This is a genomic window from Nitrospirillum guanabarense, assembly GCF_034653355.1.
GTDB lineage: Bacteria > Pseudomonadota > Alphaproteobacteria > Azospirillales > Azospirillaceae > Nitrospirillum.
Genome location: NZ_JAYEER010000004.1, coordinates 1,386,727 through 1,398,313, shown reverse-complemented (window position 1 = coordinate 1,398,313; position 11,587 = coordinate 1,386,727). Strand labels below are relative to the sequence as shown.

General features: G+C 69.1%; 8 protein-coding genes and 1 tRNA gene. 6 read left to right on the top strand and 3 right to left on the bottom strand.

The genetic code is table 11. The features are described 5' to 3' along the window. Positions 1-317: 317 nt before the first annotated feature. A complete protein-coding gene (locus tag UAA55_RS24440; RefSeq protein ID WP_322956042.1) occupies positions 318-2,168 on the bottom strand; it encodes a DUF885 domain-containing protein in 1,851 nt (616 codons plus the stop codon). Between the two features lie 180 nt (positions 2,169-2,348). Here UAA55_RS24440 and UAA55_RS24435 point away from each other — a divergent pair, with 180 nt between their 5' ends. Together UAA55_RS24435 and UAA55_RS24430 are read left to right on the top strand one after the other, a co-directional pair. Next, complete coding sequence (locus UAA55_RS24435; protein ID WP_322956041.1) at positions 2,349-2,990, top strand: aspartyl/asparaginyl beta-hydroxylase domain-containing protein; 642 nt, start codon at positions 2,349-2,351, stop codon at positions 2,988-2,990. 158 nt (positions 2,991-3,148) lie between these two features. Beyond that, positions 3,149-3,236 (top strand) — tRNA-Ser (locus UAA55_RS24430). Positions 3,237-3,244: 8 nt separating this feature from the next. On the opposite strand, the gene UAA55_RS24425 is transcribed toward UAA55_RS24430, so the two are convergent. Further along, positions 3,245-5,173 (bottom strand): AAA family ATPase, encoded by a 1,929-nt coding sequence (locus tag UAA55_RS24425; RefSeq protein ID WP_322956039.1) that lies wholly within the window; start codon positions 5,171-5,173, stop codon positions 3,245-3,247. Between the two features lie 556 nt (positions 5,174-5,729). Here UAA55_RS24425 and UAA55_RS24420 point away from each other — a divergent pair. Both UAA55_RS24420 and UAA55_RS24415 read left to right on the top strand, forming a co-directional pair. Beyond that, positions 5,730-7,205, top strand: a complete 1,476-nt coding sequence (locus UAA55_RS24420) for an ABC-F family ATP-binding cassette domain-containing protein (RefSeq protein ID WP_322956037.1) — start codon at positions 5,730-5,732, stop codon at positions 7,203-7,205. Between the two features lie 431 nt (positions 7,206-7,636). Next, entirely contained in the window at positions 7,637-8,824 is a 1,188-nt protein-coding gene (locus UAA55_RS24415; protein WP_322956035.1) for an MFS transporter, read from the top strand. Here the strand turns inward: UAA55_RS24415 and UAA55_RS24410 are convergent, their stop codons facing one another. Further along, positions 8,825-9,667, bottom strand: coding sequence for a helix-turn-helix transcriptional regulator (locus UAA55_RS24410; protein WP_322956034.1), 843 nt, complete (start codon positions 9,665-9,667; stop codon positions 8,825-8,827). A gap of 93 nt (positions 9,668-9,760) precedes the next feature. On the opposite strand from UAA55_RS24410, the gene UAA55_RS24405 reads away from it, so the two are divergent. Together UAA55_RS24405 and UAA55_RS24400 are read left to right on the top strand one after the other, a co-directional pair. Further along, on the top strand, positions 9,761-10,654 hold the full coding sequence (locus UAA55_RS24405; RefSeq protein WP_322956033.1) for an SDR family oxidoreductase: 894 nt from the start codon (positions 9,761-9,763) through the stop codon (positions 10,652-10,654). Between the two features lie 17 nt (positions 10,655-10,671). Next, positions 10,672-11,568 carry an SDR family oxidoreductase gene (locus UAA55_RS24400; RefSeq protein ID WP_322956032.1) on the top strand — a complete coding sequence of 299 codons (897 nt, stop codon included), beginning with the start codon at positions 10,672-10,674 and terminating at the stop codon, positions 11,566-11,568. Positions 11,569-11,587 lie beyond the last annotated feature (19 nt).

Sequence of the window (11,587 nt, the reverse complement as noted above, 5' to 3'; positions counted from 1 at the left end):
CGCTAGGGACGTGCGATCCAAGGGAAATGAGCATGAACGATATGCTCTCTCATGTCATGGAGATGGATGACGTCGAAATAGCGGGGGATTATGAGACGGCGGCCAGATCGCGCATGGCCATACTTGGATACTATTTTCAGATTTGCATGGATCTGTATCTTGTGCGTGACGTCAATAAATCTGACTAGGAAGCCCTTATTCGGATCACTTTTTCAATCACCCACGGCTCGTTCTTTGGTCATGTGCGTGTGACTTGAGCCAATGGCGTGCCTAGCTGGGACGGCGGCCAGGTTTCTCCAGCCGCCGCCCGTCCAGCCTCAGCCTTTCATCGCCGCGATGTGCTGGTCGATGATGCGTTCCAGCAGGGTCAGGGGCACGTTGCCCGACAGCACCAGGGCGTCGTCGAAACGCTTGAGGTCGAAGCGCTGGCCCAGGGCGCCCTCGGCCTTCTTGCGCAGCATGTTGATCTGGTTGTGGCCCATCTTGTAGCCGCAGGCCTGGCCCGGCATGGCGCAGTAGCGGTTCAGCTCGCTGCGCAACTGGGCCACCGGCATGCCGGTGTTGGCGTGGAACCAGTCCAGCGCCTGCTGGAAGCCCCAGCGCTTGGCGTGGATGCCGGTGTCCACCACCAGGCGGCAGGCACGGAAGCCGATGGACTGCAGGAAGCCCAACTTGCCCAGCGGGTCGCCGTCATAGGCGCCCAGTTCGTTGCCCAGCTGCTCGGCGTATAGCGCCCAGCCCTCGGAATAGGCGTTGAAGGCCAGGTGGGTGCGGATCAGGGGCAGTTGGTTGGCGTACTCGCCCTGCCAGATGTGACCGGGAATACCCTCGTGATAGCACAGCGTGGGCAGGGAATAGCGTGGCCAGATGCCCGTGTCCTTGAGGTTGATGTAGTAATAGCCGGGCACGCTGCCGTCGATGCTGCCGGCCGAGGCGTAGCCGTTGGGGGCACCGTCCTGGATGGCGGGCGGCACGCGGCGGATGACCAGCTTGCCCTGCACCAGGGTGGCGAAGGCGCGGGGCAGGCGGGTGCGGATGTCGGCGATGCGGCCGTTCAGGTATTCCAGCAGCTTGGCCCGGCCGGAATCGTCGTTGGCGAACAGCAGGTCCGGGCGTTTGCTCAGCGCGGTCATGCGCTCCCCCACCGTGCCTTGGCTCAGGCCCTGGGCCTTCAGCAGGGTGTCCATCTCCGCCTGGATCTGGGCGATCTGCTCCCGCCCCTGGGCGTGCATCTCCTCCGCCGTGCGGGTGGTGGTGGTGCCGGCCTTCAGCGCCCAGGCGTAGTACTCCTCCCCCTGCGGCCGCTGCCACACCCCGGGCTCCGCCACCGCCATGGCGCGCTGGGCCTTCAACGCGGCGATCTGCTTGTCCAGGGCCGGCGCCACCTTGGCGGCGCACAGCGCCTCCACCTCCTTGGCGTAGCGTTCCGGCAGCCTGGCCTTGGCGGCGCGCTGGCGCAGCGACTCCACCAAGCCCCATTGGGCGACGGGTTCGGCCCGCGCCGGCACCATCTGGCCCAGCATGATGTCCAGCACGAAGTCCGGCGCCACCATGCCCACGCCGCGGTCATGGTCCAGGCGCTCGGCCTCGGCCGCCAACTCGCCGGCATAGGCCTCCACCCGGGCCAGATAGGCGTCGGCGTCGGCGGCGGTCTCCACCGCGTGCTGGGTGTCGAGGAAGGTGGGGATGTCGACATAGGCGCCGCCCAGGGGCGTCACCGAGTAGGGGGTGTTGCGGAAGCTGTTCTGGCCGGACAGCGTGCCCACATCGCCGAAGGGGAAGCGCCAGCCCTCGATGGCGGTGCGGAAGGCCTCCTCGGTCACGTCCACGTTCAGGGCCTGGGGGGCGGACAGGGTGGCGCGGTCGACCGCCCGCAAGGTCTTCAGCGTCTCGCCCGCCCAGGCGGCGCGGGCGCGGTCGGCAGCGGCGGAGCGGTCGGTCAAGCGGCCGTGCAGCGCCGCGCGCGCGTCCTTGTCGATGCCGAGGGCCGTGGCGTTTTCCGGATATTCCGCCAGCAGCCGCTCGGCGATGCCGGCCAGCAGCTTTTCCGCCGCCGGGTCGCCCGGTGCAGGGGTGGCCTCCGCGGCCCAGACGGGGAAGGGCAGGGCCAGGCTGGTGGCCACGGCCGAGGCGCCCGCCAGCAACGCGCGGCGGCTGATATCCGACATGTCTCGCTCCCGATATTGTATGCAACTGCCTGATCCGCTTGTACCCGGCCCCGGTGTGGGGCGCGAGGGGGAAATCGCCTGGCGCGGGGGTGTGCCGGCGGATGACCTGTCTCATGGCGGGCGGGCGGCTTACCCGCTAAACAGGAACGTGGCGCACGGGCGTAAGGGACGGGGGCGGGCTTGCATCCTTGGCAGGAATTGACGCGCGACAGCGGGCTGGCACTGCACGGTCCATTGAACATGGCGATGGACGTGGCCGCGCTTCAGGCGGACTTCGCCACCTTGGACCGGGATTTGCCGGCCGAGGCGCGCGGCAGTTTCGGCGGCACCAACGGTTGGACGTCCGTGCCGCTGCTGGACCGGTGCCTGGATGCCGCGCCGGTGGTGATGCCCGGATTGGCCATGATGCCGTCCGTCGCCGCGCTGCTGGCGCGCGTGGACTGGCGGGTGCGGGCCTGCCACCTGCTGCGGCAGGGACCGGGGGAGATTCTAAAATGGCATTACGATGGCCAGGCCCTCCACCTGGAGGAGGCGCGCATCCTCATTCCCATCGCCGTGCCGCCGGCCGCCGTCACCTGGATCGGGCACGAGGCGGTGGCCTATCCCCCCGGGCAAGGCTGGGCGGGCGACTTCTCCCTACCCCACCAGGTCGAGAACCCCACGCCGGGGCAGCGGGTGGTCCTGGCTCTGGACGTGGATGTCACGCCGGCCGTGGCGCACCTGTTCCCATCGGCGCTGTCAGCCGAACCAATGCGGCGCGCCCAGCTGGCGCAGGAGTGCTGCAACCTGGTGCGGGTATGGCGGACCACCGGCGAGGAATAATGCCGATACGCCGCGCAACCGTGTGGACGCGGGCCGCGAGGGAATGCTAGACGATGGGCCTTCCGGTGCCCCCAGGCCCCGGGCCGCCGGTGGGAATCGGATGGGAAAATCTCTCGCTTCGGCTGGGGGATGTCCGATAAGCCATTGGCGAAGAAGACGGATGGGTGGCCGAGTGGTTTAAGGCAGCGGTCTTGAAAACCGCCGTGGGGCAACTCACCGTGGGTTCGAATCCCACCCCATCCGCCAACGTCCCTTCAAAACCCCATTTTCGCCCGCGCGGGGCGCCAGGCGCCCTCGCTCGACAGGCGTTGAAGCAGGTCGTCGGCGTCGCGGGCGGGGTGGTGGCGGAGTTGCCGCCTCACCGCCGCGAAATCACCCGGCGTGAGATGCCCCAGCTCCGCGATGCCGGCGGGGGACGGCATGCCGAAGAAACGTTGGAAGGCCATGGCCGCGCGCGACGGCCCCAGCGGCGCCAGGTCGATCTTAAACACGAAGCGGCGCAGCGCGGCGGTGTCCAGCCGATGGGCGTGGTTGGTGGCGGCGATCACCGGCAGGGGATGACGGTCCAGCCAGGTCAGCATTTCATTGACCTGGCCCGCCTCCCAGCTATTGGTCGCGCTGCCGCGATCGAACAGCAGCGAATCCACCTCATCGAACAGCAGCACATGGCCACGCTCGCGCGCTTCGCCGAAGGCTCTGGCGATGGCCGCTTCGGTACCGCCCACCCAGCGCGACAGCAGATCGGAGGCGCGCTTGACCACCAAGGGGCGGTCGAGCGCGCGGGCCAAATGATGCGCCAACGCGGTCTTGCCCGTGCCCGGCGGCCCTGTCAGCAGCAGCGACACATCCAGATCCTCACCCCCGTTGCCCGCATTTTCCCCCAGCCGCGCCAATAGTGGCGAGAGCGGCACGGTGCTTTCGAACAGATCGAGATCCACCTGCTCCGCATCCGCCGCCGGCACCTCGCCGCCCCGCAAGGCGCGCACCAACGCGGTGGCGGGGCGAATGGCGTCTTCGACCTCGCCGGCCAACCGCGTCGCCCGTGCCGCCACGCGCAGAATGGTGGCGGTCTCGGGCGCCATGTCCAACAGGGCTTCCAGCCTTGAGGATGCGGTGACCCCTTCCTCCATGGCGATCCGCTTCAGCATTCGCCGTGCCGCATTGGGGGTGGGCAGGTCGAGTTTGAGGACGAAGCTCATGCGTCGCAAGATCGCCGCGTCGACGTTGCCCAGCGCGTTGGTCGTCCAGATCACTGGTACTTCGTTGGTTTCCAGCAGGCGATTGATGAAGACCTTGCTGCCCTGGCGCCCCGCCATCCAATCCCCGTCCGATGGCCTGGCGTCGCCGATCAGATCCTCCATCTCGTCAAACAACAGCGCGACGGCGCCCGCCGGGGCGATGATGCGCTGTGCCAATTGCAGCGCGCAGACGCGTTCCCAACGGTTGGGCTCATCGCCGTCGTCGTCGGCTTCGCCCACGCCATACAGGGCCACGCCCGCCGCCTGGGCGAGGGTACGCGCCAGTTCGCTTTTGCCGGTACCAGGCGGCCCATGGATCAGAATGTTGACGCCCGCCGCCCGGTCACGGCAGGCCCCCATCAGCAAGCGCACCAGGAAGGCGGTATCGGCGACGTGGGCGAAATCGGCCAGCGCCAGCCGCGCCTCCTGATGCGGGCCGATCAGGGTCGCGATCACGGAGGCGCGATCGGCGGTGGCGCGATCCAGCAGCTTTTCCAGAGACCAGCGCAGTTGGACCTCGATCACGCCCCGGCGATTGGCGCGAAAGCTGGCGAGGCCCAGCCGTAGCGCGGCGCTGCGGCGCACGGCGCGGTCGGCATCAGCGGAGGCCGCGCCAGCCGCTTCGCCCAGCAGGGCGGGCAAGTCGCGGCCATGCTCGCTCCACACCTCGGCCAAAGCGGCGGCGTGCGATAGGCGATCCACCGCCACCAGCAGGCGCAGCAGGGCGGTATCGAAAGTGTCCAGCGCCAGGGTTGACGCCAGCACGCCCACGATGGCCAAGGCATGCGATTGGGATTCAGGGTCCCGCGCGCCGTCCAGCGCCGCCAGGGCTGAAGCCCAGTCGCGCATGTCACCCAGGTTGAGCCATTCGGCATGGGCATCAGCCCAACCGTCCAGGGCGCGGCGAAGGCGTTCATCGCCCACCACGCCGATCCGGAGCGCCATGCTCCGGACCATCGTCCATTCGTTCATCAAAGTCCGCTCGTGCGATCTGCGCGCGTCGGCGCAAAGGCGACACGCGCGTCACGGTCCATCCGTTTGGTTCGGGCTGCGGGCGGCGCATCCAAGGCCCCACCGCATCGCCGCCTCAGATGCGAGGCGACCTTACGGAAGGGAGCGGATGCCGCCGGCCGCGCCTGTGAAGGGCATGTGGGCCAGCAATCCATTTACTCCTGATCGGACAGGCGAAAGGGCCTGGAGCGGGACGTATAATCCCATCTCGGGGATATCACAAGGCCCGGTGTGGCATCGCACGGCCTGGCACCTTGTATGGGCGCGTCAACATCCCCATACTCGCGGCCAGTGCAAACCAGCTGGATGGTGCTTCATGGATTTCCGCCCGAACACGACGAGCCTTTGTTCCGTCTTCGGGGATATCCATCATGCCTGCCACCATCACGCTTGCCGATCTCAACTGGGCCACGCCTGACGGGCGCCCGCTTTTTCCCGCCTTTCCCTCAGTTTCGGGCCGCAGCGCACCGGCATTGTCGGGCGTAATGGCGTGGGCAAATCCACATTACTGGCGCTGATCGCCGGGGCGGCACCGCCGCAGGGTGGTACCGTCACCGTGTCGGGCACGCTGGGTCTGTTGCGGCAAGGCGCGCACCTGCGCGCCGATGAGGCGGTGGCCGACCTGTTCGGCGTGGCCGACGGCCTGGCGCTGCTGCGGCGGGCGGAGCAGGGTATCGCGACCGTGGAGGAGTTGGCGGAGGCCGACTGGACCCTGGAGACCCGGCTGGCGGCGGCGTTGGCCCGCCTGGCCCTGGACGTGACGCCCGAGACGCCGCTGGCGACCTTGTCGGGCGGCCAGCGGACGCGGGTGGCGCTGGCCGCCCTGGTCTTCGCCGAACCGGACTTCCTGCTGCTGGATGAGCCCACCAACAACCTGGATGCCGAGGGCCGCGCCGTCGTGGCGGCGTTGCTGGCCGGGTGGAGGGCCGGCGCCATCGTCGTCAGCCATGACCGCGCCCTGCTGGAGGGCATGGACGTTATCGTCGAGCTGACCTCCCTGGGCGCCACAAGCTACGGCGGGGGCTGGAGCCGCTATCGCGCCTTGAAGGCCCAGGAACTGGCGGCGGCGCGGCACGACCTGGACGAGGCGGAAAAGCGCGTGGCCGATGCCGCCCGGCGGGCGCAGGAGGCGGTGGAGCGCCAGGCGCGGCGCGATGGCGCCGGCCGGCGCAAGGCGGACAAGGGCGACATGCCGCGCATCTTGCTGGGGCAACGGCAGGACAACGCCGAGCGCAGCGCCGGGGCCGGCGCCCGCCTGGCCGATGCCCGGGGCGGGCAGGCGGCGAACGCCGCGGCCGCCGCCCGCGCCCGCATCGAGGTGCTGCAGCCCCTGTCCATCACCCTGGCTTCCACCCGCTTGCCGGCCCAGAAGGTGGTGCTGGCGTTGGAGGAGGTGACGGCGGGCTATGCGGAGGGGCGCCCCGTCCTGGATGGCTTGTCCCTGTCGGTGACGGGACCGGAGCGGGTGGCCGTCGAGGGCCCTAACGGCTCGGGCAAGAGCACCCTGCTGGCGGTGCTGACCGGCCGTCTGGCGCCGTGGTCCGGCGGCGTGCGCCTCCATACCGACCTGGCCCTGCTGGATCAGCGGGTCAGCGTGCTGGATCCGGCCACGTCCATCCTGGAAAACTTCCGCCGCCTGAACCCCGGCGCCACCGAGAACATCTGCCGTGCCGCCCTGGCTCGGTTCCGTTTCCGGGCTGACGCCGCCTTGCAAGGGGTGGCCAGCCTTAGTGGCGGCGAGTTGATGCGTGCCGGTCTCGCCTGCGTGCTCGGGGGCGAGGTGCCGCCACCCTTGTTGATTCTGGACGAGCCCACCAACCACCTGGACATCGACGCCATCGAGGTGGTGGAGGCGGGCTTGCGCGCCTATGACGGCGCCCTGCTGGTTGTCAGCCACGATCCCGCTTTCCTGGAAGCCATCGGCATCAGTCGACGGGTGGCCTTGGGTGCTTCAGGAATTGAATGAGAAGAATGAAAAATATCGTTGTATAATAATGACATATGAAGATTTTTTGATATTTTTGATGAGGGACCGTCGTGATGATGCTTGGGTAGGGCCTCCCCTGAGGCAGAAGCTCAGGGGTCCGTTCCGAAAAGCTGAACACCAGCCGCGTAACAGGTGTGGCAGGGCATCGGGAAGCCGTGCGGTGGAAGCATTTTCAATAGTGGAAACAACAGGTTGTCTGGGGAGGTTTAGGGCGCGCCGCCAATGCGACTAGGGAATGTGACGAAGTCGTCGTATTTTCTCCACGGCACGGCGACGTGCCCATTCCGATGCCGCTCCCAAGGCGGCCGTAAGCGTTCAACGTCAACCAACGCACCGACCGCCCCGACCGGGCGGGCGCGTGCGTTGCCTTGCACGCGCCGCCGGCCGGGGCAAAAGCCCGGAGCATTCCCATGGTATCCATTTCATCGCGTGACCCGTCGCAGGGCCGCTTGCTGCTGCTGATCGCTGTCCTATTCCTCTCCTACCTCTGTGTCGCCATTCCCTTGCCGGCCGTGCCCGTCTATGTCACCGGGCCGTTGGGCCTGGACAATGTCTGGGCCGGCCTCGGCACCGGCATGACCTTCCTCACCGCCATCCTCAGCCGGGGGCCGGCGGGCGGCCTGTCCGACCGGCGGGGCGCCAAGGCGGCCGTGGCGCGCGGCCTGCTCCTTTATGCGGCTGGCGGCCTGGTGTCCCTGGGCGCGGGCCTGCTGCAGCACAGGCCGGTGGCGGCCTTCCTGATCCTGTTGGCCGGCCGTGTGCTGCTGGGCCTGGGGGAAAGTTTCGCCGGGGTTGGCGTCGTCGCCTGGGGGATCGGCATCGCCGGTCCCCAGCGCACGGGCAAGGTCCTGTCCCTTGTCGGTGCTGCCATCTACGGTGCGCTGGCCGTGGGTGGGCCTGTCGGCCTGGCGCTGCTGGACCGTGCCGGTTTCGCCGGCGCCATGGCGGTCAGCGCTGCATTGCCCTGTCTGGGGCTGGTGGCGATCCAGCCCATGGCCGGCGTCGCCCCGCATCCGCACGCCGTCCGGCCGTCCTTCCTCAGCGTCATGGGCCGCATCTGGCCGCACGGGCTGATCGTCTGCCTGCAGGGCATCGGCTTCGCCGCCATCGGCGCCTTCTTCGCCCTCTATTTCCTAAGCCGGATGTGGGACCATGCCGGCCTGGGCCTCACGGCCTTCGGTGGCGGTTTCGTCCTGATGCGCGTGCTGTTCGGCCATCTGCCCGACCGCGTCGGCGGCCTGCTGGTGGCCACCGGCTCGCTGGCCGTCGAGGCGGCGGGCCAGATCCTGGTGTGGGGGGCGCACGGCCCCGCCCTGGCCCTGGCCGGCGCTTTCATGACCGGCCTGGGTTGCTCCATGATCTTCCCCTCGATGGGGCGGGAGGTGGCGCACCTGGTGCCGCCCCACCTGCGCGGCACGGCCCTGGGCGGCTTCACCGCCTTCCAGGATCTGGCCTACGGGCTGACGGGCCCCCTGGTCGGGTTCTTGGCGGACCGGGCTGGCTATGGCGGCGTTTTCCTGGTGGGGGCGGCCGCGGCGGGCGTGGGGGTCGTCCTATCGTTCAACCTCCGCGGGGCGCGGACGGCCGAGACGGCGTGATCACGACCGCATCAGCGATTGGATGCGCTGGGCGTCCTCCGCCGTGGCGGGGTTGTAGACCGTCATGGTGAGGTCCGTCCGGCCATCCACCGCAAAGGCCGTGTATTCGAAGGCGAGGGGGCCGATGACGGGATGGCGGATGTGCTTCACCGCCTCATGCGGCGCGCTGACAACCCCATTCTCGCGCCACAGGGTGGCGAACTCGGGGCTGAGGCGGCACAGTTCCTCCACCAGCGGCTCCACCTCGGCGGCGGCGCCCGCCCGTGCGGCGTCGATACGGAAGGCGCCCAGGACGAAACGCGCCACGCTTTCCCAGTCGTACTGCACGGCGCGGGCGCGCGGGTCCAGGAAAAGGATGCGCAGGATGTTGCGCCGCTCCGGCGGCAGCGCGCCGTAATCCGTCAGCATGACGGTGGCCGCCCGGTTCCAGGCCACCACATCCCAGGTGGCCGTGCGGATCAGGGCGGGGCTGGGGTCCAGCGCGTTCAGCACGCGTTGCAGGCGGGGCGTTACGCTGTCGTTTCGGCGATAACGCACCTCGGGCGGGCGGCCCAGGCCCAGCAGGAACAGATGCTCCCGCTCCGCCTCCGTCAGCATCAGGGCGCGGGCGATGCGGTCCAGCACATCGGCGGAAGGGGCGCCGCCCCGGCCTTGCTCGAGCCAAGTATACCAGGTGGGGCTGATGTTGGCGCGCTGGGCCACTTCCTCCCGCCGCAGGCCGGCGGTGCGCCGTCGCTCTGCCGGGAAGCCCAGGGCGGCGGGGTCCAGCTTGGTGCGCCGGTCGCGCAGGTAGTCACCCAGCTTGTTGTCACCCGGACTGTCGGCGGTCAGTGGCTCGCTCATCCTGTTAGCCATTTTACTATGATAAGGTCACTACTTTACCAGGATAGAGCGGGCGTCGAGAGTTGTCTTCAGCGAAACTTGGAGACGACGCAGATGCGTGTATTCGTGACAGGTGCCACGGGATGGGTCGGCGCCGCCGTGGTGGCCGACCTGATTGCGGCGGGGCACCAGGTGCTGGGCCTATGCCGCGCGCCCGACAAGGAGGCCGCCTTGGCCGCGGCCGGCGCCGAAGTTCATCATGGCAGCCTGCAAGACCTGGAAAGCCTGAAGCGCGGCGCCGAACAGGCCGACGGCGTCATCCACCTGGCCTTCAACCACGACTTCACCAACTTCGCGCAGAATGGCGCGGATGAGCGGCGCGCCATCGCCGCCATCGGCGAGGTGCTGGTGGGCAGCGACCGGCCACTGGTCGTCACCTCGGGTGTCGCCCTGCTGGCGCCGGGGACCCTGGCCACGGAGCAGACCCCAACCCGGCCGGAGTCCGAGGCCTTCCCCCGCAATCCGGAGGCGGCCGCGGCGGCGCTGAGGGCCAGCGGCGTGCGGGTGACGGCCGTACGGCTGGCCCCTTCGGTCCACGGCCACGGCGATCATGGCTTCGTTCCGCGCCTGATCCAGCTGGCGCGCGAAAAGGGCGTCTCCCCCTACGTGGGCGAGGGCCTGAACCGTTGGCCGGCCGTGCATCGCGTCGATGCGGCCCGCGTCTTCCGCCTGGCGCTGGAGCGGGGGGCCGAGGGCGGCCCCTTCCACGCCGTGGCGGATGAAGGGGTGGCGTTCAAGGCGATCGCCGAAATCATCGGCCGGCGCCTGGGCGTGCCCGTCGTCTCGCACACGGAGGCGGCGGCGGCGGAGCATTTCGGCTGGTTCGCCCGCTTCGCCGCCGTCGATTGCCCCGCTTCCAGCACCGCGACCCGGGCGCTGCTGGGCTGGGCCCCGACACAGCCCGGCCTGCTGGCCGACCTCGACCACCCGGCGTACTTCGCCGCTTGAAACAGGGATATCAGATCATGCGTGTTTTCGTGACGGGTGCTACCGGCAACATCGGTTCGGCCGTGGTGAAGGACTTGATCGCGGCCGGCCATCAGGTGCTGGGCCTTTGCCGTTCGGAGGAGAAGGCCGCCGCCCTGGCTGCGGCCGGCGCCGAGGTCCATCGGGGATCACTGGAGGATGAGGACAGTCTCATCCGGGGGGCCGCCCAATGCGACGGCGTCATCCATCTGGCCTTCAACCACGACTTCTCCCGCTTCGTGGCCAACTGCGAGGATGACCGCCGGGTGATCCGGGCCCTGGGCTCGGCCCTGGCCGGCACCGACCATCCCCTGGTCATCACCTCCGGCACCCCCATCGCCAACACCGTGCCGGGCGAGCCGGCGAAGGAGGGCAACGCCATCGTCGGCTCGAACGTCCACCCCCGCGCCGCGTCGGAGGAAGCGGCCGCCGCCCTGGCGGCGGAGGGGATCAACGTGTCGGTGGTGCGCCTGCCACAGGTGCACGACCCGGTCACCCAAGGTCTGATCACCCCCTTGATCGGCATGTTCCGGCAGAAGGGGGAATGCGTGTATGTCGGTGAGGGCCTGAACCGTTGGCCGTCCGCCCATGTGCTGGACGTCGCGCGGTTGTACCGGCTGGTGGTGGAGCGGGCCGAGCCCAACGCGAAGTACCACGCGGTGGCGGAGGAGGGCGTGGCGATACGCGACATCGTGTCGGCCATCGGCCGCCGGCTGGGCCTGCCCGTCAAATCCATCCCCGGGGAGGAGGCGCCAGCCCATTTCGGCTGGCTGGCCATGTTCGCCGGCCTCGACATGCCGGCCTCCAGCGCCTGGACGCGCGAGGTGCTGGGCTGGCGCCCCGCCGGGCCCAGCCTGACCAGCGACCTGGAGCGGCTGGAACTGTCCGGTCACTGACGCGGGTAGGGCGCGGGGG